The sequence below is a fragment of the Pseudomonas zhanjiangensis genome, assembly GCF_041027545.1.
GTDB classification, from domain to species: Bacteria; Pseudomonadota; Gammaproteobacteria; order Pseudomonadales; family Pseudomonadaceae; genus Aquipseudomonas; species Aquipseudomonas zhanjiangensis.
The window spans coordinates 121,166-145,090 of record NZ_JBFTEG010000008.1 but is presented as its reverse complement, the minus strand read 5'-3'; the positions used below and the strand labels follow the sequence as shown (position 1 = coordinate 145,090).

Sequence of the window (23,925 nt, the reverse complement as noted above, 5' to 3'; positions counted from 1 at the left end):
CCTGTGACAAGAGCGGGCGAGCGGAGTACAACTGTACTGAGCGCGCTGTGACTTTCACCACATCGCAACAGTCTATGACTAGGCTGCCGGCTGTCGCATCAGATGCGCGCCGGCCAGGACGATTCGCCCAGCCTTGGCGCGTGGGGATTTATTGAGGAGCTCGCATGACCAAACAAAACGCTTTCACCCGGGAAGACCTGTTGCGCTGCAGTCGCGGCGAACTGTTCGGCCCAGGTAATGCGCAACTGCCCGCGCCGAACATGCTGATGATCGACCGCATCACCCATATCAGTGAGACCGGCGGCAAGTATGGCAAGGGCGAGATCGTCGCCGAGCTCGATATCAACCCGGACCTGTGGTTCTTCGGCTGCCATTTTGAAGGCGATCCGGTGATGCCTGGTTGCCTGGGGCTCGACGCCATGTGGCAGTTGGTTGGTTTCTTCCTCGGCTGGCAGGGCAACCCCGGTCGCGGCCGTGCCCTCGGATCGGGCGAAGTGAAGTTCTTCGGTCAGGTGCTGCCGACCGCCAAGAAAGTCACCTATAACATCCAGATCAAGCGCACCATCACTCGTTCGCTGATCCTGGCCATTGCCGATGGTAGCGTCAGTGTCGATGGCCGCGAGATCTACAGTGCCGAAGGCTTGCGCGTCGGTCTGTTCACCTCTACCGACAGTTTTTAAAGGATTCTCTCCATGCGTCGCGTCGTGATTACCGGTCTGGGCATCGTTTCCTGCCTGGGCAATGACAAAGAAACCGTCTCCGCCAGCCTGCGCGCAGGCAAGTCGGGCATTCGTTTCAATCCGGAATACGCCGAGAAAGGTCTGCGCAGCCAGGTATCCGGGTCCGTCGACCTGAACCTGGAAGAACTGATCGACCGCAAGGTCTACCGCTTCATGGGCGATGCCGCTGCCTTCGCCTACCTGTCGATGCAGCAGGCGATTGCCGATGCCGGCCTCACCGACGAACAAATCTCCAACCCGCGGGTCGGTTTGATCGCCGGTTCCGGTGGCGCTTCCACGTTCAACCAGATGGAAGCCATGGACATCCTGCGTGAAAAGGGCGTCAAGCGTGTCGGCCCGTACCGCGTGCCGCGCACCATGGGCAGCACCGTTTCCGCCTGCCTGGCCACGCCATTCAAGATCAAGGGCGTGAACTACTCCATCTCCTCGGCCTGCGCCACCAGCGCCCACTGCATCGGCAATGCGATGGAGCAGATCCAGATGGGCAAGCAGGACATGGTCTTCGCCGGCGGCGGCGAGGAAGAGCACTGGAGCCAGAGCTTCCTGTTCGATGCCATGGGCGCCCTCTCCACCCAGTACAACGAGACCCCGGACAAGGCCTCGCGCGCCTATGATGCCAAGCGTGACGGATTCGTCATCGCCGGCGGCGGCGGCATGGTGGTGGTCGAGGAACTGGAGCACGCGCTCAAGCGCGGTGCGAAGATCTACGCAGAAATCGTCGGCTATGGCGCGACTTCCGACGGCTACGACATGGTCGCGCCGAGTGGCGAAGGTGCAGTGCGCTGCATGCAGCAGGCCCTGGCCACCGTCGACACACCGGTCGACTACCTGAACACCCACGGCACCTCGACCCCAGTCGGCGATGTCGCGGAAAGCCGGGCGGTACGCGAAGTATTCGGCGACAAGGCGCCGGCGATCAGCTCGACCAAGAGCCTCTCCGGTCACTCCCTGGGCGCCGCCGGTGTACAGGAAGCGATCTACTGCATGCTGATGATGGAAGGCAACTTCATCGCCGGCTCGGTGAACGTCGAGGAAATCGACCCGGAAATCGCCGACCTGCCGATTCAGCGCAGCACCGTCGAGAATGCCAAGATCGATACCGTGATGAGCAACAGCTTCGGCTTCGGTGGCACCAATGCCACCCTGGTATTGAAGCGCTGGACCGGCAAGTAGTCGGGACAGCTCGAACCGCTTGAGCACACGAAAAAGGGCGCCCCATGGGGCGCCCTTTTTCTTACGCTCTTCAGGCGGCCTCCTTCGCCTCCTCGCGTACGGCCCTGGACTTCAAGCGCGGCAGCAGCATGGGAACGCGCTGGCGATAGGCCTCGTACTCGGGGTGGGCCTTGAGCAAATCCCGCTCCTCGAAGTAGATGCCAATCAGGATGTAGCCGCTGGTCAGCAATGCGAAGAGCAGGTGCGTGGCCGTCATCTGCGGGGCGCACCAGAAGGCGAGAAACCAGCCCAGATAGAGCGGATGACGCACCACCCTGTAGGCCGCCGGGGTCTTGAACGGCAATGCGGTGTAGGGCTTGCCAAGCAGGTTCAGCCAGACCTGGCGCAGGCCGAACAGGTCGAAATGGTTGATCAGGAAGGTGCTGTACAGCACCAGCGCCCAACCGAAGGCAAACCCGGCGGACAGCAGCAACCGAGCGCTGCGATTATCCACCTGCCAGACAGTACCTCCCAGTGGCTGCCAGAAGTAGAACAAGGCAATCAGCGCCAGACTGGAAAGCAGGACATAGGTGCTGCGCTCCGCTGCCTGAGGAATGATCCGCGTCCACCAGGCCTTGAAGGCCGGACGCGCCATCACGCTGTGCTGCACGGCAAACACGGCCAGCAGCAATACATCGATCACCAGCGCGTTCCCCAGGGCTAGCTCGGGCACGCCATCTATGCGCTGCGGCACCAACGGCAGGTTGCCGACGAAGGCTATGGCATAGAGAAAGGTGGCAAAGAACACGGCATAGCTGGCGATGCCGTAAACAAAGATCGCAAGGCGTTTCATGGTTGTTTCCTCTGCGTGACCGGCATCGTTCGACGGGTCACCATCTTCAGTGGATTAACAGGCGGCGTGACCGGCATCGATCACACTGCAGACCTCGGTAATGCGGTCTGCCGGGAAACCGCTGATCTGCGCGTGACGCCGGATCAGCTCCGGGCTCTGTGCCAGGTAGACACAGAACAGCTTGTCGTCGGTGACATAGGAGTGCAGCCATTGGATGTCACCCCCCAGCCCCTTGAGGACCTGGTGCGAGTGACGCGCGGCGATGGCCAGTTCGGCCTGGCTCATCTGTCCGGCCCGGGGAATATGACGTTCGATCACATAGCGTTTCATGGGTACGTCCTGCCTCGTTTCTTGTGATGCTGCAGACCGTTCTGCAGCTGAGGTCAGGTTGCATGGCCGCTGTATCGGAACGACCACAGTCCATGCATGCTTTGTATGCGTTTGGTTTCAATCTGCCTGGTCGGACAGCGTCAGCCTCAACAGCTCATACAGGCGAGCCTGATCCAGCGGCTTGTGCAGCAGCGCACGCAGCCCCAGGTCCAGCACCTCGGCCTCACTCAAGCCGTCGCTGAAGCCGGTATAGAGGGCAATCGGCCAATCGGCGCGGGCAGCCAGCAGACGCCGGGCCAACTGCAGACCGGTCAGACGCGGCATGCATTGGTCGAGTATCACCAGATCCCAGGCGTAGGGCGCGCTCAGCAGCTCGTCCGACGCCTGCTCGGCGTCACACCACACCTGGACATCCAGGCCCCAGGCCGCGAGGCGTTCGGCCATGAACTCGGCAACTTGCGGCTCGTCGTCGACTATCGCCACGCGCCCGCGCAGCTTGGGTCTGTCGGCTTCGTTGACTCCGGTGGGTTGCGCGCGTGCCGCCGGCTGCTGTTCTTCGCCAAGCAAGGGAATCAGCACTTCAAAGCGGGTGCCCTCACCAGCCCGGCTGCGCAGGCGGATGTGCCCGGCATACTCGTGGACGATGCCATGTGCCATCGACAGGCCCATGCCACTGCCCTGCCCCTGAGCCTTGGTGCTGAAAAAGGGCTCGAATATTCGCCCCTGCAACTCCTTGGCGATCCCCGGTCCAGAATCGGCCACCGACAGCTGCAGATAATCGCCGGCAAAGCACTGCTGACAGGACGCGCAGACGCTTTCGCCTATTTGACAGCGCTGCATGGCGACATGCAGGCGTCCGACGCCGCCCATTGCATCGCGGGCATTGATGCACAGATTCATCAACACCTGCTCCAGCTGTACCGGATCGACCAACACCAGGGGCAGTTCCTCAGCCAGATCCGTTTCGATCTCGACACTGGCAGGCAAGGTCGACTGCAACAATTGCAGAAAGTCGCCAATCAGCTGGCCCAGGCGCACAGGCTGGGGCTTCCCGCGACTGCCGCGGCTGAAGGTCAGCATCTGCTGAATCAGGTCGCGGGCCTTCTCCGCCGAATGCTGCACCCGCGCCAGGTAACGGCAAAGGCGCTCGTCGCCTTGGCTTTCGGCCAACTCCTCGGCCATGACCGTATAACCAAGCATGCTGGTCAGCAGGTTGTTGAAGTCGTGCGCGATGCCCCCGGTGAGATGACCGATGGCCTCCATGCGCTGGGCCTGACGCAGCTGCCGCTCGAGCTGTTCGCGGTGCTGCTCGGCCTGCTTGCGCTCGGTGATGTCTCGCAGGAAGCCGATGAAGTGCGGCCCCTGACGGTCCTTGACCACGGAAATAGCCAGTTCGGCCGGAAACTCCCGGCCGTCGGCGCGCAGTGCACACACTTCGACCCGCCGCCCCAGATAGGGGCCCGCACCGGTTTGCAGATAGCGCTGCAGCCCCTGCTGATGAGCGCCGCGGGTACGCTCGGGGATGATCAGCTCGGCCAGGGGCTGGCCCAGGACCTCGTCGCGGCGATAGCCGAAGCACTGCTCGGCGGCCGGGTTGAAGGTGGTGATGCGCCCCTCGGCATCCATGCCGATGATGCAGTCCAGTGCGCTACCGACGATGGTGCGATACTGCTGCTCGCTGGCGCGCAAGGCACGTTCGGCCTCCTTGCGCTGGGTTATCTCGCGGGTGAAGGCAAGGATGCGGTCTATCCCGCCGATGGTCGCCCGCTTGAGGAATACCTCATCCCAATGCAGGCTGCCATCCTGGTTGCGCCTGCACCATTCGAAGCGTTGCGGACCTTCATTGCGTGCCCGCTCCAGCCAGCTGGCGGCGTCCTCGCCCGTGCAGGACAATTGTCCACCACTGAAGGCGTCGATGTTGTTCTGCAGCATCTGCGCATAGCTGTAGCCGTAGGCCTGACAAGCCCGTGGATTGACGTCGACCAGGGCGCCGCTGTCCAGGTCATGAACGAAGATAGCGTCCTCGGAGGCTTCGAAGATCGCCCGATAGCTCGCCTCGGCATCCAGGCGCTGCAACTCCGCGGCGGCCCGTACAGAAAAAATCCGCAGGATCGATTCGACCAGCCCCCGCTCGGGCAAAGGACCACTGTGGCCCACCGCAATCAGCCCGAGCGGCCGGCCATCGCTGGCAAACAAGGGGTAGCCGGCGTAGCTGTCCAGGTTGAACAGGCGCAGGCTTTCGTCGGCGGCGTAGCGCTGGCCCAGTCCTGACTCGACCAGGTGAAAGGCCTTGCCGAAGACCTCCTGGCAGGGCGTGCCGACGATCGGGTAGCTGACATTGGCGCGCAGCTTGCCGGCGTAGTAGAGCGCCAGGGTACTCAGCTGCCGGCTGCTCGGATCACTCATGCGACTGACGAACGCAAAGTCGGCGTGCAGCGAGCGCGCCAGGTAGCGCACCAGAGCCTCGAACACCTCTTCGCTGCTCGCGGCGGCCACCCCCAGGGCGACATGCCGCAGCGCCTCCTCGACCCGCTTGCGCTCACTGATATCGGTAGAGATGCCGCACACGGCGATGACCTGGCCGTTCTCGTCGAACAGCGGGAGCTTGCTCGACAGATAGGTCCAGGAGCGATCCTGCAACTGCAACTGCTCCTCGAATTCCACCGGGTGGCGCAGGCTGATCACACTCAGGTCGTTGGCACGCAGGCGATCCGCCACGGCGCTGCCGAACAACTCGTGATCGCTGCGCCCCAGCACCTCTTCGGCGTGCAGCTTGAAGAACCGCTCGAAAGCTGGATTGACCAGGCAATAGCGGCCTTGGAGGTCCTTGATGTAGATCACCGCACTGCTGTTGTCGACGATCTGCCGCAGCGGATGATCCAGGGCACTGGTGACCAGTGCCGGCGTCGGCTGAGTCATGCTGTTTCTCCCCACCACCGCGTTGTCCTGAGTATAGGGAGCCCCGGCGCCGCTCAGCCCCGCGGCAACCAGACTGAAACAATTGAAACAAGGCAGGCTCAGGGCACCAGCATGTAGCCGACGCCGCGCACGGTGCGAATGATCTGCGGTTTCTCCGGGTCCTCTTCCAGCTTGCGCCGCAGGCGGGCGATGCGGATATCGATCGAGCGGTCGTAAGGGCTCCAGTCGCGGTTCTGGGTGAGGTTGAGCAACTGGTCGCGGGAAAGGGGACGATTGGGGCGTTGCGCAAACGCCTGCAACAGGTCGAACTCCATGGCCGTCAGCTCCACTTCCCGCCCCTGCTCGTCACAGAGCTGGCGGCGCTGCAGGTCGAGACGGTAGCGCCCCAGCGCAATGCCTGCGACGACAGCTTCAGCCTCGCCGCACGGGGTGCGTCGATAGCGCCGCAGCACGCTCTTGACTCGCGCCAGCAGCTCGCGTGGATCGAAGGGCTTGGCCAGGTAATCATCGGCCCCCACCTCCAGGCCGATGGTGCGATCGACCGAACTGCCGGCTCCGGAAATCATGATCACCGGCAGGTCATGGTGTTCGCGCAGAAAACGCGCCAGGCTCAAGCCATCCTCACCGGGCAGGCCAACATCCAGCAGGACCAGCTCGGGAACACCGGCCTGCAGGTACTGGCGCAACCCCGTGCTATCGCTGCACCCCTGAACCCGATAGCCGTGCTCGCCAAGGTAGTCTTCCAGCAGCTGACGCACAGCTTCGTCGTCGTCGACCACCAGGATCCGCGCGCCCTGCTCCATGCCCTCCACCTCGTCGACAGCGCATTGTTTACAGCATAGTCAGAGCACCCGTGGGGCGGCGCCGGACGTGCCTGTCGCCGGACCGGTTGACCAGGATCAATGCCCGAGCGGCGCAGCACCCTATGCTGATGACGAGCCAAAGCCCCCGCCTGGCGAGCGAACATGCGAAACACGAGGTATATGGCATGAGCTTGAAGACCATCAGCGCCCAGGGCCAGATGAATGCCGGCATGAGCATCGAGGTGCAGTGCGGCGAGCACCGCCTGGTCATGGATCAACCCAGCCGCGCAGGGGGCCAGGGCCTAGGCCCCACGCCACTGGACGTGGTGATGGCGGCGGTGGCCGGCTGCTTCGGTACCCTGGGCCGGTTTATCGCCCACCAGCAGAAGATCGACCTGCGCGGCATGCGCTTCGAGATCGAAGCCGACTACGACCCCGACGGTCTGCTGGGTAGACGCACTGACGTGCGCCCCGGGTTTCAGGACCTGCGCCTCAAGGTGGAGATCGACGCCGACCTCAGTCGCGAGGCCAAGCAGGCCTTTCTCGAGGAGATCGAACGGCGTTGCCCATTGGCCGACAACCTGACCCACGGCACCCGCCTGCACAGCAGCCTGGCCTGAACGGCGCCGCTCAACGGACCTGAAAGCGTTGCTCGGCCAGCTTGCGATCGTCCTGGAACACCATCAGGTGCCACTCACCCGGCACGACCTCGTAAGGCTCGCTGAACTCGAACGCCATCAGGTCCTGTGCCGCGCCGGGAACGAGCTTCTGTACCACCACGAACTTGTCGTGGCGCTCACCGTCAGGAGTCGTGACGCCCGGGGTGAGGTACAACAGGGTCAAGGGCGAGTCGCTGGCGGTCTTGCCGCGCAATTGGAAGCGCAGGCCGAACTTGGTACCGAGCCTGGCCGGAATCACCTCGGTTTGCTGGATTTCCTGGTTGCTGCGGGTCAGGACGCGCTCGCCCGGCTGGTAGTCCTGATACTCGCTGGCGAAGATGCCGTACTCGACCGGTCCCTCGACGCGAACCTCGGCCTGGACCAGCCCGGCCATCAGCATGAGTGCCGCCACTGCACTGAAAGGGGTGTATTGCATGTCGCGCTCCTTGTGTGGGTGGCGCGAGCCTATGACATCGCCATGACAGGCACATGACAGCTCCGCGGCTGCGCCGCCGGCCATGCCTGGGGCTGGCCGGCGGCACCCACGGTAGACTAGGCTGGCAGTGAGCCAAGCGATTTGGAGTCCGCATGAACCGCATTCGCCACTCGGCGGCGCTGCACGGGGCATGGTCCGAGGTCCGCTCATGAGCGAGCCGCTGCTGATTCGCCCGCGCCGGGAAGACATCGCCGGGCAGCCGGTCCTGCGCCTGCTCCCCGCAGCCCAGTGTCGCAGCGTGGGGCCCTTCGTCTTCTTCGACCATATGCTCGAGAGGGACTACCCGCCCGGCGGCGGGATGAACATCAACCAGCATCCACATATCGGCCTGTCCACCCTCACCTACCTGTTCGAGGGCCAGGTGCAGCACAAGGACAGCCTCGGCAGCGATCAACTGGTGCTGCCCGGCGACGTCAGCTGGATGACCGCAGGCTGTGGCGTGGCGCACGTCGAGCGCACCCCGCCGCCGCTGCGCGCCAGCGGCTCGCGCCTGCACGGGCTGCAGGTATGGCTGGCCCTGCCCAAGGCCGACGAACGGGCGCAGCCGAGTTACAGCCACTACATCGCCGACTGCCTGCCCTACCGCGACAGCATGGGCGTGCAGATCCGCCTGATCGCCGGCCAGGGCTTCTGCCTGCAGTCGCCGGTACCAGTGCGCTCGCCCACCCTCTACGCCGATCTCAGGCTAGCGGCCGGCGCCAGCCTGGCCATTGCCGCCGAGCACCCCGAGCGGGCGCTCTATCTGATCGACGGTGAGGCCCTGCTGGATGACCAAGCGCTGGCGCCGCACACGCTGCTGGTCTTGCCCGAAGGCGAAAGCTTCACCCTCAGCGCCTGCGGCGAAAGCCACCTGGTACTGATCGGCGGCACATCCCTGGGGCCGCGGCGAATCAACTGGAATTTCGTCGCCAGCGACCCGGCACTGATCGAGCAGGCCCGGGCCCGCTGGCGCAGCCACGACTGGCCCGAGGTGCCGGGGGAAACGACACGCCTCGAACTGCCGCGCTAAGGTACGGCGAAGACCTCGTCGAACAGGTCGTTCATCGCCCGATAGGCCCGCGCCGCCACCAGCGGGTGGTACTGATTGCGCCCCGGCACGTTGGCCTGTGGATTGGTGAACGAATGCACCGCACCGCCATAGCTGACCAGTTGCCAGTCGGTCTTGGCCGCCTTCATCTCATCGACGAAGGCATCGACCTGGGCCGGGGGAACGGACGGATCATTCGCCCCATGCAGCACCAGCACCGGCGCCTTGATGTTCTGCGCATCGGTTGGGTCGGGCGTATCCAGGTTGCCGTGGAAGGACACAAATCCCTTGAGCGCCGCGCCGGAACGAGCCAGTTCGAGGATGGCGCCGCCGCCGAAGCAGAAGCCGATGGCGCCCAGCTGGCTGGCATCGAGCGCCACCTGCGACGCTTGCGCCTGGAGCACCGCGACGGCCGCCTGCGCCCGCTTGCGCATCAGGGCCCGGTCGGCGCGCACCGCACCGGCCGCCGCGCCGGCCTCCTGGGCGTTGCTCGGCCTGATCGACTGGCCATACATATCCGCCACCAAGATCACGTACTTGTCCGCCGCGACCAGTCGCGCCTGGGCGGTTGCATTCTCGGTCACGCCCATCCAGTCCGGCACCATCAGCAAGCCCGGCCGGGGCGCACTGACGCCATCGTCGTACACCAGGCGCCCCTCGAACGGCTCGCCGTCTATCTCGTAGATAACCGGCCGGTCCACCATCGCCGCCTGAGCGGCGCCGCCGAGGGCGCACAAGGTCAAGGCCAGCAGTGATAGTTTCATCGCACACCTCCTGTTGAGCACCAGAGCATCGGACCAGGGTGGCGAGGCGGCGGAGCTCGCAGCAGCCGCCTCGCCACCACGGCCCTAAGGACAATAGCAGGCGCAATCCAGCACCTGGCACCCGGCCGGGAGAAAAACCGGACGAGCAGCAAGTCGCAATGCCCTGTATCGTGCAACCCCTTATTTACATCCAGCCCCGCCGGACACCCGCATGCCCCGCTCAAGCCCTGCCGCCTCGGTTCTATTGCCCATCGCCCTGCTCGTGGTGGCCATGGTCTCCATCCAGAGCGGTGCCTCGCTGGCCAAGAGCCTGTTTCCGCTGATCGGCGCCGAAGGCACCACCGCCCTGCGCCTGGGGCTGGCAGCCGTGATCCTGTCGCTGGTCATGCGACCCTGGCGGGCGCGCCTGACCCTGCAATCGTGCCGCTCGCTGCTGGCTTACGGCCTGGCCCTGGGCAGCATGAACCTGCTGTTCTACATGTCGCTGAAGACCATTCCACTGGGCGTCGCCGTGGCCCTGGAATTCACCGGCCCGCTGGCCCTGGCGCTGCTCTCCTCGCGCCGCGCCCTGGACTTCCTCTGGGTAGTCCTGGCGGTATTCGGTATCTGGCTGCTGTTGCCGGACCAGGCCGCCGACACCCGCCTGGACCCGCAAGGCATGGGCCTGGCCCTCGGCGCCGGGGTCTGCTGGGCGCTCTATATCATCTTCGGGCAGAAGGCCGGCGCCCAGCACGGTTCCTACACCGCAGCCCTGGGCACCCTGGTGGCGGCCCTGCTGGTGTTCCCAATCGGTGTCTGGCAGACCGCCGGCGGCCTGTTCGCCGCCGAGCTGCTGCCGGTGGCATTGGCCGTCGCGCTGATGTCCTCGGCCCTGCCCTACAGCCTGGAGATGATCGCCCTGACCCGCCTGCCGGCACGCACCTTCAGTACCCTGATGAGCATGGAGCCGGCCATCGCCGCCCTCTCCGGCCTGCTGTTCCTCGGCGAGCAACTGGCCCTCAACCAGTGGTTGGCCATCGGCGCGATCATTCTCGCCTCGGCCGGCGCCGCCGCCACCATCAGGCCGCAGGGCAAGCTGCTCTGAGTTCAGGCGGACTTGGCCTTGGCGCTGTCGAACTGCAGTTCGGCCAGGCGCGCATACAGCGGGCTGCTGGCCACCAGCTCGGCATGCCGGCCGATGGCTGCCAGCCGACCCTGTTCGATCACCGCGATGCGATCGGCGCTCTTCACCGTGGCCAGGCGGTGGGCGATCACCAGGGTGGTACGTCCCGCCATCAGGCGCGGCAGGGCCTGCTGGATCAGGTGCTCGCTCTCGGCATCCAGGGCGCTGGTGGCCTCGTCGAGCAGCAGGATGGGCGCGTCCACCAGCAGTGCGCGGGCGATGGCCAGGCGCTGGCGCTGGCCGCCGGACAGGCCCAGGCCGGCGTCGCCGAGGTGGGTCTGGTAGCCGTCCGGCAACTTCATGATGAACTCGTGGGCATGGGCGACGCGAGCGGCCGCCTCGACCTCGGCATGGCTGGCGTCGGTCTTGCCGTAGCGGATGTTGTCCTCGACCGTGCCGAAGAACAGGGCCGGGTTCTGCGACACCAGGGCAAAGCAGCGGCGCAGCGCACGGGGATCGAGCCGCTCGATCGGCTGGCCGTCGATCAGAATGCGCCCGCCCTGGGGGTCGAAGAAGCGCAGCAGCAAATCGAACAGGGTCGACTTGCCCGCCCCCGAGGGCCCGACCAGGGCCAGGGTTTCGCCCGGTTCGATAGCCAAGTCAATGCCATCGATGGCATAGCTGTCCGGCCGCGAGGGATAGGCGAAGCGCAGCTGCTGCAGCTCGATGCGCCCCTCCACCGGCTGCGTTAGCGGGAGCAGACCGGTACTCGGCGCGACTATCTCGTTGCGCGCCTGCAGCAGCTCGGCGATGCGCTCGGCGGCACCGGCGGCGCGCTGCAACTCGCCGATCACCTCGCTGAGGGTGCCGAAGGAGCCACCGACGATCAGGCTGTAGAACACGAAGGCGGCCAGTTCGCCGCCGGAAATGCGCCCGGCGATCACGTCCATGCCGCCGACCCAGAGCATCACCCCGACCGCACCGAGCACCAGCACTATGACCACGGTGATCAGCCAGGCGCGCTGGGCGATGCGCTTGCGCGCGGTGTCGAACGCCGCCTCGGCGGACAGGCCGAAGCGGCGCTTGTCCTCGTCCTGGTGGTTGTAGGCCTGCACCGTCTTGATCTGCCCGAGCACCTCGCCGACGTAGCTGCCGACATCCGCCACCCGGTCCTGCGACAGGCGCGACAGCTGGCGCACCCGCCGGCCGAAGATCAGGATCGGCGCCACCACCAGCGGCAAGGCCAGCAGCACGATGCCGCTGAGCTTGGGATTGGTCACCACCAGCAGCACCACGCCCCCGACCAGCATGATCAGGTTGCGCAGCGCCATCGACAGCGACGAGCCGATCACCGACTGCAGCAGGGTGGTGTCGGCGGTCAGGCGCGACTGGATCTCCGAACTGCGATTGCTCTCGTAGAAGCCCGGGTGCAGCCCGATCAGGTGGTTGAACACGCGCCTGCGGATATCGGCGACGAAGCGTTCGCCGATCCACGACACCAGGTAGAAGCGGGTGTAGGTGCCCAGCGCCAGGGCCAGCACCAGGACGAAGAACAGGCCGATCGACTGGCGCAGCGCCGTGGCCGACTGGGTCGCCAGGCCCTGGTCGACCAGCAACTTGATGCCCTGGCCCATCGACAGGGTGATGCCGGCGGTGAACAGCAGCGCCAGCAGCGCGCCGACGACCCGCCAGCGATAGGGCGCGACGAAACGGGCGGCCATGCGCAGGGCATTGCGTTGGCGGGCGGACAGGATCGCGATCATGGGTACTCGCAAAGCGGCGTAAACCCGCCTTATTGGGGTTGGACAGGAGCGGACGACGGCGCTTCGGCCAGCCAGGCCACCAGACACAGTGCCAAGGCGGCCAGGTTGGTCGAGACCGGGTTGAACGCCTGAATCAGTAGATGGGGACTGAACAGCGCCACATCAACCAGCAACAGGAGCAATGCCAGCCCGGCCAGCAACAACGGCCAGCGCCACGGGCGGGTCACCAGCAGCAGGGCCAGGGTCACCTCGGCCCAGCCGGCGAACCGCGCCAGCGTCGCGGGGGCCACGAGCACCTGCGCCGCCGGCTCGTGGGCCATGATCATCGCCAGCTCGTCGGGGCTGGGCCAGAGCAGCTTCGGCACCAGGCCGTGCCAGAGGAACACCAGCGCCAGGGCGTAGCGCGCCACCTGGGCGATGCGCCGTAATCTTTGCTCAGCCATGCAGGAAGCGCTCGTCATGGTCGGGATTCGGCAGCAGGCAACTGGGGTAACGGCCGAACAGCCGATAGCGACTCAGCGCGATGCGGTCGTAGCACCAGTCGCGCAAAGGCCGGGGGCACAGGCGCAACCAGGCGAACGCCCGCCAGGGCCACGGCAGCTGGGCGAGGACGCGCAGCACCGCCGTGGAACGGACCAGCAGCCGGCCATCCTCGACATAGGCCAGGGTATCGAAACGCTCGAGGGGCAACCCGCCCCAGGCGAGAATCGCCTGGCCCTCGGGCGACTGCACCGAGGCCAGGCGCAGCCGCCGCCGGCGATCGTGGCGAATCAGGAACCTGGCCCAGCCATTGCACAGCTTGCAGTGCCCGTCGAACAGCACCAGCCGCTCACCGGGCCGCAGATAGGGTGGCTGCTTGTCATGGGTCATTCCGGCACACTCCCTGGGCCATGGCAATACGCCTAGTCTGCCAGCAACAGCCGCCGCTTAGCGACTCAGCGGATACAGCAGCTCCTCCCGGTAGCCGGCCCAGACCCGCACCGCATCGGGGAAGGCGTCGTCCAGCTGCACCTCGCCCGTGTCGACCAGCAGCGGCCGGCCCTGCAGGGTGCCGAGCTTGCGCTTGGTCGCCACCACCCGCAATTGATCCAGGCCCACCGCCCGCAGCACCCGCGGGCTGATCTGCTGGTTGCCGCGGCCGAGGATATGACCCTGGCCGCCGATGGCGGTGACCAGCAGGCGCGCCGGGTGCTCGCGCACCAGCTCGAACAGCTGCGCCTCGTGGACATCGCGGGCGATCACCCGGCCGTTCTCGATCACGTCGACGCCGAGCAGGGTGGTCTCCAGCCCGAGGTTCTGCGCCAGGCCGTGCAGGGTCGAACCCGGACCGAAGATGTAGCGCACATCGGCCTCCCAGCTGTCCTCCAGCCAGGCGGCCAGGTCGCTGAGCACCAGTTCCTCGGACTCCATGCCGCCCTGCTTGACCTGCTGCAGGTAGCCGCCCTCCTCCGGCACGCACAGCTCGCCGTACCAGCGCGCGGCGACCCGGCCCTCGCGCAGAGCGGCCTCGTCCAGGTCGCGCACCTCGCCGCTGGCCAGGCGCACCAGGCCGCCTTCGACCAGGCGCCGGGTCAGCTCGCCCGCCGCCCTTGGACTGATCGCGTAGACCCCGGACTGGATCTTCACCCCGGCCGGAATGCCCAGCACCGGCTGGCCCTCGCGCACCGCCGCGCAGACGTCCCGAGCGGTGCCGTCGCCGCCGGCGAAGAGGATCAGGGCGACCCCGGCGTCCTGCAGCAACTCGACTGCCCGGCGGGTATCGGCGGCGCTGCTCGGCCCCGCGCCCAACTCGCCCAGGGTGCGGTGGGCAAAGCCCATCTCGGCCAGCAGCTCGGCGCCCATGACGCCGGGCAAGGTCAGGAACTCCAGGCGCTCGCGCACCGCCAGCAACTGCTCCAGGGCGATACGGGTGCGCTGCGCCGCCTTTGGCTGCACGCCCAGGGCGAGCGCCTGTTCGGCAATGCCGTCGCTGCCCTTGAGCCCGGCCGGGCCGCCCAGCCCGGCGAGCGGGTTGATGATCAAGCCCAGATGAAACTTACTCATGCGTACCTCGTTTGCGCCCAGGCCACCTGTCGGTCGGCTTCCAGCGCCTGGTGTTTTTTGGCACAGTGAAGGTGGAGTCACTGGCGAATCCAATGGTATGGCGGATGGCCGACGCCGGTAACCCAATTGTCACCGCGCGTTCACCTGGCGCTTTTAGACTGCGCGCATCCGCCTCGATTCAGGAGACCAGCATGAGCCTGCCCAAGCAAACCGCCGAGCACCCCGTCGACCCGCAACAGCCAGTAGGCGGTGCGATCATCGATGGCGAGGGCCATGAAATAGCCATTACCGAGGAAATGGTCCAGAAAGCCTGCAGCGAACTGGAGAAGGACTCCCTGGCGCCGCCGCCCGAACAGCACGACTGAGCTAGCCACCGCACATCGAGCCCAGGCCATGCCTGGGCTTTTTCTTGCTGCCCGCGAACAGCCCGGGCTCAGCAGAGCGTTGCGCCCAGCGCCTTGACCAGCTGCGCCAACTGCGGCGCTTCGCCGTGCAGACTGACGCGCAGACCGTCGATCTCGCGGCGCATCGGGTAATGCTTGCGCAACGCATCGAAGGCCGCGCGCCGCAGCGGCGCATCGCCGCTCAGGCTCCGGCGAAAGTCGGCGTCGTCACGCCGGGGGTCGTACACCGCACGACAGACGGTGGCCAGCGCCCAGGCCGGCGCGGCAGCGGCAGCGGCATCCAGGCTCAGCGCCGGCAGCCAGGGCGCCGGCATCAGCTCGTCCAGGTGCTGGGTCTGCTCGCGCCCCAGATAACGGCAGGCGGCCTGGTAGATCTGCGCGGTACCGCGCAGCTTGCCGTCCAGGCTGTAGCCGGCGATATGCGGGGTGGCGATGCGACACAGACCGGCCAACTCGAGATCCACCTGCGGCTCGCCCTCCCAGACATCCAGCACCACCTGCAGGTCGTCGCGCCGGCCAAGCAGCGCGCGCAGGGCCGCATTGTCCACCACCGCGCCACGACTGGCGTTGATCAGCCAGGCCCCGGGCCTGAGCGCGGCCAGACGCGCCTCATCGAACAGGTGATGGGTTGGATGTGCGCCCTCGCGCGTCAGCGGCGTATGCAGGCTGAGCACGTCGCACTCGGCGATCACCTGCTCGAGGCTGACGAAATCCCCGCCCTCGGCCGCCTGGCGCGGCGGGTCGCAGACCAGCACCCGCCAGCCCAGGCCGCGCAGCACCTCGACCAGGCGTGCGCCGACCTGGCCGGCGCCGACCACGCCGTAGCTCCGCTGCGCCAACTCGACGCCCTGCTGCTCGGCCAGCACCAGCAGGCTGCCGAGCACATAGTCGACCACCCCGCGGGCATTGCAGCCGGGTGCGCTGGCCCAGCCGATACCAGCCTGCTGGAAATAGTCGAGGTCCAGGTGATCGGTGCCGATGGTGCAGGTGCCGACGAAGCGCACCGCGCTGCCCTCGAGCAGGGCCCGGTCGACCCGGGTCACCGAGCGCACCAGCAGTAGCTCGGCATCGCCCAGCGCCGCGCGGTCGATGGCCCGTCCGGGCAGGCGGCGAATCTCGCCGAAATCGGCGAAAAACTCGTCGAGTAGGGGAATGTTTTCGTCGGCAACAATTCGCATGGCAGGGCTCCGCAAGTCAGGCCGCCATTCTAAGGCAGCCCGCCGTCAACGTCGCCCCCGCGGGCAACCGGCACAAGCCCCCCGCTTGCCGGTTTCCTGACCGTTGTGTCAGGGCGTAGACTACGCGGTTTTCCCAGAGCGCCAGTGGATGACCTCTCAACCCGCCGAATCGCGTCTGCAGCGCGGGCGCCGCGAACTGCGCGGCCTGCTGCTGCTGGCCACGCCGATCATCATCGCCCAGCTGTCGCACACCGCCATGGGCTTCGTCGACACCCTGATGTCTGGCCGGGTCGGCCCGCGCGACCTGGCCGCGGTGGCCCTGGGCAACTCGATCTGGGTGCCGGTATTCCTGCTGATGACCGGCATCCTCCTGGCCACCACGCCCAAGGTGGCCCAGCGCTTCGGTGCCGGCGAGCCGGCCAGCATCGGTCCGCTGGTGCGCCAGGCCCTGTGGCTGGCGCTGAGCGTGGGTGGCAGCGCCGCCGTGCTGCTGTGGAACGCCGAGGCGGTGCTGCGCCTGATGGACGTCGAACCCGACCTGATCACCCCGGCCATGGGCTATCTGCGCGCGGTCGCCTGCGGCTTTCCGGCGGTGGCCCTGTACCACGTGCTGCGCTGCTTCAGCGACGGCCTGGGCCACACCCGCCCGAGCATGGTCCTGGGCCTGTGCGGGCTGCTGCTGAACATTCCGCTGAACTACATCTTCATCTACGGCAAGCTCGGCCTGCCGGCCATGGGCGGGGTCGGCTGCGGCTGGGCCACCGCCCTGGTGATGAGCTTCATGCTGCTGGGCATGCTCGGCTGGGTCCGCTGGGCGCCCTACTACCGGGCGAGCCAGCTGTTCCAGCGCTTCGACCGCCCGCAGTGGCCGGTCATCCGGCGCCTGCTGTCGATCGGCCTGCCGATCGGCATCGCGGTATTCGCCGAGTCGAGCATCTTCGCGGTGATCGCCCTGCTGATCGGCGGCCTCGGCGCCACCGTGGTGGCCGGACACCAGATCGCCCTGAACTTCAGCTCGCTGGTGTTCATGATCCCCTACTCGCTGGGCATGGCGGTCACGGTGCGGGTCGGCCAGGCCCTGGGCCGCGGCGAGCCGCGCCAGGCGCGCTTCGCCGCCGGGGTCGGCATGGCCAGCGCGCTGGCCTATGCCTGCCTGTCGGCCAGCCTGATCCTGCTGCTGCGCGAGCAGATCGTGCAGATCTACAGCCCGGACCCGGCGGTGATCGCCCTGGCCGCGACCCTGATCGTGTATGCCGCGCTGTTCCAGCTCTCCGATGCGGTCCAGGTCACCGCCGCCGGCGCCCTGCGCGGCTATCAGGACACCCGGGTGACCATGCTGCTGACCCTGTTCGCCTACTGGGGCATCGGCCTGCCGGTCGGCTACAGCCTCGGCCTGACCGGCTGGTTTGGCGAGCCCAGCGGCCCGCGCGGCCTGTGGCAGGGTCTGGTGGTGGGCCTGAGTTGCGCGGCGGTGATGCTGGCGATCCGTCTGGCCGCCAGCGCGCGGCGGCGCATCCGCGCGGCTAAGCTGGCCAGATGACGCTCAGACTGCCTGCCCTGCTGATCCTGCTCTCCCTGATGGCCTGCCAGCCGGCCGACGACGGCCTGGCCCTGCAGGCCGATTACCTGCGGCGCCTGAACAACGGCGTCGAAGGTGCCGGGGTCGCCCCCTTCGACCCGGCGCAACTGCCGCGCTACCGCATGCCGGCACGGCGCGATCGGCTGATCGAGATTGCCCAGCTGCGCATCGGCCTGCTCGACCTGCTGCTCGACGTGCGTCGCTGCCCGCGCCTGCAGCAGCAGATCAGCCTGCGCAACAGCAGCCTCGGCAAACAGCTGCAGCCCAGCAGCCGTCTGGCCTATGAAGGCGACCTGCTGCGCGCCCTGGACGACTGCCGCTCGGCCCTGCGCGGCAGCGACGACCATAAATTGCCCGCCCTGCTCGAGGAGCTGGCGGCGCAGAAGCGTGCCCAGCTGCCGGCGGTGTTCTGGAATGCCCTCAACGGCAGCCCGGAGGTCGAACACTACCTGCGCTTCGCCGACCAGGCGTTGCCCGTCGGCGCGGCGGACGAGACCGCGGCGGACGACCCCACGCTGGATGCCCTGGCGCAGCTGGCCGCCCTGGGCAGTGCCTTGCCCGAGACCTTGCCGCCCTCGACACCGGCGCTCGACCCGCTGTTCTTCGCCCTGCACAGCAGCGCCCAGGGTGGCCAGCTGATCACCAGCCTGGTCAGTCTCGGCGCTACCCTGAATCGGGCCAGCGAGCTGTTGGAGAGCCGCCAGCGGCTGCGCCCCGTCTGTCCACTGGGCCGGGCGACGCCGCGCGGGCGCATCCTGCAGAACATCTTCGTCAAGTACTACGCCGGTGTCCTGCAGCCCTATCTGGCGCTGGTGGACCAGCGTGGACAACGCTGGAGCGCCAGCCTGCGTCGCCTGAGCGAGCTGGAGCAGGTCCCGCCGGCGACCCGCCGCTACCTGCTCGAACTGGCCGGCGCCGACGACTCGCTGTGGGCCGATTTCCAGGCGGCGACGGCCAGGCATGTACGCGCCTGGCAAGAGACCTTGCGCAGTTGCGGCCTGGCGCCCGGTCAGGCCGGTTGGGACGGCCAGGCCGCCAGCCGCGACCAGTAGGCTTCGGAAAGGAATTCACGCCCGGCCAGCAGGTGATCCAGGTAATCGCTGGCCGGCAGCAGCCCTTCCTGGCGAAAGGCCGGGTTGGCGATATACACCCAGGCCGGCTGCACGCCATTGGCGGTAATGATCGGCAGCCGCTCGCGGCTGTAATAGATCGGCGTGCCCTCGAACGGGTCGAGCTTGCCGATCTCCTCCAGCGCCGCCAGGCGATAGAGCACGCCCTCGACCACCCCATCGCGATGGTGGCGAATATTCGCGTAGGCACAGCCGGGACGGTCCATTGCACGCTTGTTGAAGCACAGGGCAAAGCCCGGCAGATGGCCGGACATGGCCTCGTGGACAATCAAGCCGCGCGCCTGCATGCGCGCCGGGTTCATGTTCGAGCCGTAGGCGAAATACCAGCCCATCAGTCGGCCTTCTTGCGAATCCAGTAGAGGTAGGTGCCGGCATCTTCGGCCTGCTCCAGCAGCTCATGGCCGAGGAACACGCAGAACTTGGGAATGTCGCGGCGGGTCGAGGGATCGGTGGCGATCACCTTGAGCAGGCCGCCGGGCGGCAGGTCGCGCACCTTGTTGTGCAGCATCATCACCGGCTCGGGGCAGTTGAGCCCGCTGGCGTCGAGAAGGTCATCGTGAAGGGTGTCGGGGGACAAAGGCATCGGCTGGCTCCAGAAACAGAAGGCCATTGTCGCGCAAAGCTGACCCCGAGGTCACCTTCAACCAAGCGGCAGTCCGTCGGACCGGCCAGGATGCGCGCGCAGGCCGCGGCACACTGATCAGAGTCAATCGACAAACGTCAGCGGCTGTGTCCGCCGCGTGGAGGTCCCGAGCATGCCAATCCCCTCCCGGGAGGATCAGTGGTGCCTGGTTCGCCTGGACGACAACGGCAACGAGTTCGTCGTCCGCTCGGGCCTCAGCCGGGCCGCCGCCGATGCCCTGGCCCGCGAGTTCGAGGCGCGCGGGCACAAGCAGAGCTACTGGGTCAGGCGTCAGCCTGCGCGCGGCGCCGATACGACCTGAGCCCCGCGGCCGGCTACTTGCCCAGCCGGCGCAGGTGGCAGGTCACTTCCTCGCGATCGTGGTAGAGCTGCTTGCAGGCGATCGACACCCGGATCTTGCGCGCCGCGAAGGCGTCCTCGAGGCGCTGCAGCAGGCGTCGTACCTCGGCGTAGCGCTGCTTCATCGGCAGCTTGAGGTTGACCACCGCCTCACGACAGTGGCCCTCGCCGATCCAGGTTTCCAGCATGGCCGCCGTGCGCGCGGGCTTCTCGACGATGTCGCAGACCATCCAGTCCACCGGCTGCTTGGGCTTCCAGGTGAAGCCGTCGACCATCAGGTGCTGGACCAGGCCGGTGTCCATCAGGCTCTCGGCCATGGGCCCGTTGTCGATGGCGGTCACCAGCATGCCCCGGCGCACCAGCTGGTAGGTCCAGCCACCCGGCGCGGCGCCGAGGTCGACCCCGGTCATCTCGTCCGACAGACGCTCCTCCCACTGCTCGCGCGGGATGAAGGTGTGCCAAGCCTCCTCCAGCTTGAGGGTCGAACGGCTTGGCGCCTCGCGAGGGAACTTCAGGCGCGGAATGCCCATGGGCCACTGCGCCGAATTGTTCGCCTCGGCCAGGCCGACGAACACCTCGCGCCCGCTCCTGAAGGTCAGCAGCAGGCGCGGTTTTTTTGCATCGTCCACCAGCTTGCCGGCCTTGCCCAACGCCTTGCGCAGCGGCGCCTCGAACTTCTTGCAGAAGTTCGACAGTTCCTTGCCGTCGTTGGTATCCAGTACTTCCAGCCACAGGCTGCCGCACGTAGGGAAGTCGGCCAGGTGCTCCAGCAGCACGCTGATCCGGTCGGTTTCCGGCAGTGCGACGAACCGGCCGCGCGCCCACTGCCGAGGGAAAATCAGCTGATCGAAGCGCAGGCCACGCATCAGACGCTCCGCGCCATCGGCCTGGCTGCAGATAAATTCGGCGCAGGCCGTAGCCGGCTTGGCCTTGGCGTAGCCCGCCACGTCCAGCCGCGCGGCGTGCTCGGCGATCTCCGCACACACCTCGTTCTCGAAACCGGGGCGGCAGTGCAGTAGCAAAGTATTCATCGGGACTCTCCTCAAGGCGCGCATGATAGCCGAGTCGATCGTTGCAGGGGCGTCATCGGCCGCTGCAGCTGCGCCCAGGGCTGGCTCCGGCATCGCGCGGCGAGCGCACCACGGCTGCGGCGGCAAACTGCCGGCCACCGCCCCATGCAGCCGCCAGCCTACTAGGCTTGAGTAGATACCTGGCCTGACAGCACCTACAGCGAGGAGATGCGCGATGCCTTCCCTAGATAGTCTCAACTGCCGCCGAGAGCTCAAGGTCGGCGACCAGACCTACCATTATTTCAGTCTGCCGGACGCTGCGAAGCGCCTTGGCAACATCGACCGCTTGCCCATATCGCTCAAGGTGCTGCTGGAGAATCTGCTGCGCTGGGAGGACGGCAGCACGGTCACGGGCGCCGACCTGCAGGCCATGAGCGACTGGCTGAAGAACCGCAGCTCCGAGCGCGAGATCCAGTATCGTCCGGCGCGGGTGCTGATGCAGGACTTCACCGGCGTGCCGGCGGTGGTCGACCTGGCCGCCATGCGCGAGGCCATGGCCAAGGCCGGCGGCGATCCACAGCGGATCAACCCGCTGTCACCGGTCGACCTGGTGATCGACCACTCGGTGATGGTCGACAAGTTCGCCTCCAAGGCCGCCTTCGAGGCGAACGTGGCCATGGAGATGCAGCGCAATGGCGAGCGCTACGCCTTCCTGCGCTGGGGCCAGCATGCCTTCGACAACTTCCGCGTGGTGCCGCCGGGCACCGGCATCTGCCACCAGGTCAACCTGGAATACCTCGGCCGCACGGTCTGGACCCAGGAACAGGACGGCCAGACCCTGGCCTTCCCCGACACCCTAGTCGGCACCGACTCGCACACCACCATGATCAACGGCCTGGGCGTGCTCGGCTGGGGCGTGGGCGGCATCGAGGCGGAGGCGGCCATGCTCGGCCAACCGGTGTCGATGCTGATCCCCGAGGTGGTCGGGTTCAAGCTGAGCGGCAAGCTGAAGGAAGGCATCACCGCCACCGATCTGGTCCTGACCGTGACCCAGATGCTGCGCAGCAAGGGGGTGGTCGGCAAGTTCGTCGAGTTCTACGGCGACGGCCTGGCCGAGCTGCCCCTGGCCGACCGCGCCACCATCGCCAACATGGCGCCCGAGTACGGCGCCACCTGCGGCTTCTTCCCGGTCGATGCGGTCACCCTGGACTACCTGCGCCTGACCGGTCGCCCGGAACCGGGCGTGCAACTGGTCGAGGCCTACTGCAAGGTCCAGGGCCTGTGGCGCGAGCAGGGCCACAGCCCGCAATTCAGCGACAGTCTGGAGCTGGACATGGGTAGCGTCGAGGCCTGCCTGGCCGGGCCCAAGCGCCCGCAGGACCGGGTGCCCCTGGCCGAGGTCAGCCGCAGCTTCGACGAGTTCATGGGCCTGCACCTGCATCCCGCACCGAAGGAGGAAGACCGCCTGCTCAGCGAGGGCGGTGGCGGCGCTGCGGTCGGCGCCTCGGCCCAGGTCAGCGAGGCTGACTATCACCACGAGGGCCAGACCCACCGGCTCAAGGACGGCGCGGTGGTGATCGCCGCCATCACCTCCTGCACCAACACGTCCAACCCCAGCGTGATGATGGCCGCCGGTCTGCTGGCCAAGAAGGCCGTGATCAACGGCCTGCAGCGCCGGCCCTGGGTCAAGAGTTCTCTGGCACCGGGCTCCAAGGTGGTGACCGAATACCTGGATGCCGCTGGCCTGACCCCCTACCTGAACGAGCTGGGTTTCGATCTGGTCGGCTATGGCTGCACCACCTGCATCGGCAACTCGGGCCCGCTGCTCGAGCCGATCGAGCTAGCCATCCAGGACAACTCGCTGACCGTCGCCTCGGTGCTCTCGGGCAATCGCAACTTCGAAGGCCGCGTGCACCCGCTGGTGCAGACCAACTGGCTGGCCTCCCCGCCGCTGGTGGTGGCCTACGCCCTGGCCGGCACCGTGCGCATGAACATCGCCAAGGAACCCATCGGCCACCGCAAGGACAATGGCCAGGCCATCTACCTCAAGGACATCTGGCCGACCCAGGGCGAGATCGCCGAAGCGGTCAAGCAGGTGGAAACCGCGATGTTCGACAAGGAGTACGCGGCCGTGTTCGACGGCGACGAACAATGGCGGGCCATCGAGGTCCCCGAGGCCGACACCTACGCCTGGCAGGCGGACTCCACCTATATCCAGCACCCGCCGTTTTTCGAGAATATCGCCGATGCGCCGCCGCATATCGGCGATATCCACCAAGCGCGCATCCTTGCCTTGCTCGGCGACTCGGTCACCACCGACCACATCTCCCCGGCCGGCTCGATCAAGACCGACAGCCCGGCCGGGCGCTACCTGCGCGAGCAAGGCGTGGAGCCCAAGGACTTCAACTCCTACGGCTCGCGCCGCGGCAACCACGAGGTGATGATGCGCGGCACCTTCGCCAATATCCGTATCAGGAACGAGATGCTCGGCGGCGAGGAAGGCGGCAACACCCTGCACCTGCCCAGCGGCGAAAAGCTGTCGATCTATGAGGCGGCCATGCGCTACCAGGCCGCCGGTACGCCGCTGCTGGTGATCGCCGGCAAGGAATACGGCACCGGTTCGTCCCGCGACTGGGCAGCCAAGGGCACCAACCTGCTGGGGATCAAGGCGGTGATCGCCGAGAGCTTCGAGCGCATCCACCGCTCCAACCTGGTCGGCATGGGCGTGCTGCCCCTGCAGTTCAAACCCGGCCGCGATCGCAAGACCCTTGATTTGACTGGTCAGGAAACCCTGAGCATCTGCGGCCTGGATGGCGTCGAACTGCATCCGCACATGAGCCTGATGCTGGAGATCGTCCGCGCCGACGGCTCGCACGACAGCGCCGAACTGCTGTGCCGCATCGACACCCTCAACGAGGTCGAGTACTTCAAGGCCGGCGGCATCCTGCATTATGTGCTGCGCCAGCTGATCGCTGGCTGAGGCCCAATCCA

24 protein-coding genes are annotated in these 23,925 nt (G+C 66.8%); 10 read left to right on the top strand and 14 right to left on the bottom strand.

Annotated elements, in window-relative coordinates; all coding sequences use genetic code 11:
* Positions 1–164: 164 nt before the first annotated feature.
* Both fabA and fabB read left to right on the top strand, forming a co-directional pair.
* A complete protein-coding gene (gene fabA, locus AB5S05_RS12015) occupies positions 165–680 on the top strand; it encodes a 3-hydroxyacyl-[acyl-carrier-protein] dehydratase FabA (RefSeq protein ID WP_369287760.1) in 516 nt (171 codons plus the stop codon).
* A gap of 12 nt (positions 681–692) precedes the next feature.
* Entirely contained in the window at positions 693–1,913 is a 1,221-nt protein-coding gene (gene fabB, locus AB5S05_RS12010; RefSeq protein ID WP_369287759.1) for a beta-ketoacyl-ACP synthase I, read from the top strand.
* A 70-nt stretch (positions 1,914–1,983) separates the two neighbouring features.
* Here fabB and mddA read toward each other — a convergent pair whose 3' ends face one another.
* The 4 genes from mddA to AB5S05_RS11990 form a co-directional block, all read right to left on the bottom strand.
* Positions 1,984–2,745 carry a methanethiol S-methyltransferase gene (mddA, locus tag AB5S05_RS12005; RefSeq protein ID WP_369287758.1) on the bottom strand — a complete coding sequence of 254 codons (762 nt, stop codon included), beginning with the start codon at positions 2,743–2,745 and terminating at the stop codon, positions 1,984–1,986.
* A gap of 54 nt (positions 2,746–2,799) precedes the next feature.
* Complete coding sequence (locus tag AB5S05_RS12000) at positions 2,800–3,075, bottom strand: DUF4242 domain-containing protein (RefSeq protein ID WP_369287757.1); 276 nt, start codon at positions 3,073–3,075, stop codon at positions 2,800–2,802.
* 117 nt (positions 3,076–3,192) lie between these two features.
* Positions 3,193–5,994 (bottom strand): PAS domain S-box protein, encoded by a 2,802-nt coding sequence (locus AB5S05_RS11995; RefSeq protein ID WP_369287756.1) that lies wholly within the window; start codon positions 5,992–5,994, stop codon positions 3,193–3,195.
* Between the two features lie 98 nt (positions 5,995–6,092).
* Positions 6,093–6,797 (bottom strand): response regulator, encoded by a 705-nt coding sequence (locus AB5S05_RS11990; protein ID WP_369287755.1) that lies wholly within the window; start codon positions 6,795–6,797, stop codon positions 6,093–6,095.
* A gap of 185 nt (positions 6,798–6,982) precedes the next feature.
* On the opposite strand from AB5S05_RS11990, the gene AB5S05_RS11985 reads away from it, so the two are divergent.
* Positions 6,983–7,417 carry an OsmC family protein gene (locus AB5S05_RS11985; RefSeq protein ID WP_369287754.1) on the top strand — a complete coding sequence of 145 codons (435 nt, stop codon included), beginning with the start codon at positions 6,983–6,985 and terminating at the stop codon, positions 7,415–7,417.
* A gap of 10 nt (positions 7,418–7,427) precedes the next feature.
* Here AB5S05_RS11985 and AB5S05_RS11980 read toward each other — a convergent pair whose 3' ends face one another.
* The gene (locus AB5S05_RS11980; protein WP_369287753.1) at positions 7,428–7,892 is read right to left on the bottom strand and encodes a DUF3859 domain-containing protein; all 465 of its coding nucleotides are present in this window, start codon (positions 7,890–7,892) and stop codon (positions 7,428–7,430) included.
* Positions 7,893–8,100: 208 nt separating this feature from the next.
* Here AB5S05_RS11980 and AB5S05_RS11975 point away from each other — a divergent pair, with 208 nt between their 5' ends.
* The gene (locus AB5S05_RS11975; protein WP_369287752.1) at positions 8,101–8,961 is read left to right on the top strand and encodes a pirin family protein; all 861 of its coding nucleotides are present in this window, start codon (positions 8,101–8,103) and stop codon (positions 8,959–8,961) included.
* Here AB5S05_RS11975 and AB5S05_RS11970 read toward each other — a convergent pair.
* The gene (locus AB5S05_RS11970; protein ID WP_369287751.1) at positions 8,958–9,743 is read right to left on the bottom strand and encodes a dienelactone hydrolase family protein; all 786 of its coding nucleotides are present in this window, start codon (positions 9,741–9,743) and stop codon (positions 8,958–8,960) included. The genes AB5S05_RS11975 and AB5S05_RS11970 overlap by 4 nt on opposite strands.
* A 211-nt stretch (positions 9,744–9,954) precedes the next feature.
* On the opposite strand from AB5S05_RS11970, the gene rhtA reads away from it, so the two are divergent.
* Positions 9,955–10,827, top strand: coding sequence for a threonine/homoserine exporter RhtA (gene rhtA, locus AB5S05_RS11965; protein WP_369287750.1), 873 nt, complete (start codon positions 9,955–9,957; stop codon positions 10,825–10,827).
* A gap of 2 nt (positions 10,828–10,829) precedes the next feature.
* Here rhtA and AB5S05_RS11960 read toward each other — a convergent pair whose 3' ends face one another.
* The 4 genes from AB5S05_RS11960 to AB5S05_RS11945 are packed head-to-tail and all read right to left on the bottom strand — an operon-like array spanning position 10,830 to position 14,651.
* Complete coding sequence (locus AB5S05_RS11960; RefSeq protein ID WP_369287749.1) at positions 10,830–12,608, bottom strand: ABC transporter transmembrane domain-containing protein; 1,779 nt, start codon at positions 12,606–12,608, stop codon at positions 10,830–10,832.
* 29 nt (positions 12,609–12,637) lie between these two features.
* Positions 12,638–13,051 (bottom strand): DoxX-like family protein, encoded by a 414-nt coding sequence (locus AB5S05_RS11955; protein WP_369287748.1) that lies wholly within the window; start codon positions 13,049–13,051, stop codon positions 12,638–12,640.
* Complete coding sequence (locus AB5S05_RS11950) at positions 13,044–13,478, bottom strand: thiol-disulfide oxidoreductase DCC family protein (RefSeq protein WP_369287747.1); 435 nt, start codon at positions 13,476–13,478, stop codon at positions 13,044–13,046. The genes AB5S05_RS11955 and AB5S05_RS11950 overlap by 8 nt, the downstream gene beginning before the upstream one ends.
* Before the next feature lie 57 nt (positions 13,479–13,535).
* Positions 13,536–14,651 (bottom strand): ATP-NAD kinase family protein, encoded by a 1,116-nt coding sequence (locus AB5S05_RS11945; RefSeq protein ID WP_369287746.1) that lies wholly within the window; start codon positions 14,649–14,651, stop codon positions 13,536–13,538.
* A 191-nt stretch (positions 14,652–14,842) separates the two neighbouring features.
* Between AB5S05_RS11945 and AB5S05_RS11940 the strand changes: the two genes are divergently transcribed.
* Positions 14,843–15,016 carry a PA1571 family protein gene (locus tag AB5S05_RS11940; RefSeq protein WP_369287745.1) on the top strand — a complete coding sequence of 58 codons (174 nt, stop codon included), beginning with the start codon at positions 14,843–14,845 and terminating at the stop codon, positions 15,014–15,016.
* Positions 15,017–15,084: 68 nt separating this feature from the next.
* Here the strand turns inward: AB5S05_RS11940 and pdxB are convergent, their stop codons facing one another.
* On the bottom strand, positions 15,085–16,233 hold the full coding sequence (gene pdxB, locus AB5S05_RS11935; protein ID WP_369287744.1) for a 4-phosphoerythronate dehydrogenase PdxB: 1,149 nt from the start codon (positions 16,231–16,233) through the stop codon (positions 15,085–15,087).
* 148 nt (positions 16,234–16,381) lie between these two features.
* Here pdxB and AB5S05_RS11930 point away from each other — a divergent pair, with 148 nt between their 5' ends.
* Both AB5S05_RS11930 and AB5S05_RS11925 read left to right on the top strand, forming a co-directional pair.
* Entirely contained in the window at positions 16,382–17,773 is a 1,392-nt protein-coding gene (locus tag AB5S05_RS11930; protein WP_369287743.1) for an MATE family efflux transporter, read from the top strand.
* The gene (locus AB5S05_RS11925) at positions 17,770–18,864 is read left to right on the top strand and encodes a DUF3080 family protein (protein WP_369287742.1); all 1,095 of its coding nucleotides are present in this window, start codon (positions 17,770–17,772) and stop codon (positions 18,862–18,864) included. The genes AB5S05_RS11930 and AB5S05_RS11925 overlap by 4 nt, the downstream gene beginning before the upstream one ends.
* On the opposite strand, the gene AB5S05_RS11920 is transcribed toward AB5S05_RS11925, so the two are convergent.
* On the bottom strand, positions 18,822–19,274 hold the full coding sequence (locus AB5S05_RS11920; protein WP_369287741.1) for a gamma-glutamylcyclotransferase family protein: 453 nt from the start codon (positions 19,272–19,274) through the stop codon (positions 18,822–18,824). The genes AB5S05_RS11925 and AB5S05_RS11920 overlap by 43 nt on opposite strands.
* Positions 19,274–19,525, bottom strand: a complete 252-nt coding sequence (gene tusA, locus AB5S05_RS11915) for a sulfurtransferase TusA (RefSeq protein ID WP_369287740.1) — start codon at positions 19,523–19,525, stop codon at positions 19,274–19,276. Before tusA ends, AB5S05_RS11920 begins: the two co-directional genes overlap by 1 nt.
* 172 nt (positions 19,526–19,697) lie before the next feature.
* Here tusA and AB5S05_RS11910 point away from each other — a divergent pair, with 172 nt between their 5' ends.
* Positions 19,698–19,886: a hypothetical protein gene (locus AB5S05_RS11910; protein ID WP_369287739.1), complete on the top strand. Its 189-nt coding sequence runs from the start codon at positions 19,698–19,700 to the stop codon at positions 19,884–19,886.
* 13 nt (positions 19,887–19,899) lie between these two features.
* Here the strand turns inward: AB5S05_RS11910 and rlmM are convergent, their stop codons facing one another.
* Positions 19,900–20,955: a 23S rRNA (cytidine(2498)-2'-O)-methyltransferase RlmM gene (gene rlmM, locus AB5S05_RS11905; RefSeq protein WP_369287738.1), complete on the bottom strand. Its 1,056-nt coding sequence runs from the start codon at positions 20,953–20,955 to the stop codon at positions 19,900–19,902.
* 214 nt (positions 20,956–21,169) lie between these two features.
* Here rlmM and acnA point away from each other — a divergent pair, with 214 nt between their 5' ends.
* Positions 21,170–23,914: an aconitate hydratase AcnA gene (gene acnA, locus AB5S05_RS11900; protein ID WP_369287737.1), complete on the top strand. Its 2,745-nt coding sequence runs from the start codon at positions 21,170–21,172 to the stop codon at positions 23,912–23,914.
* Positions 23,915–23,925 lie beyond the last annotated feature (11 nt).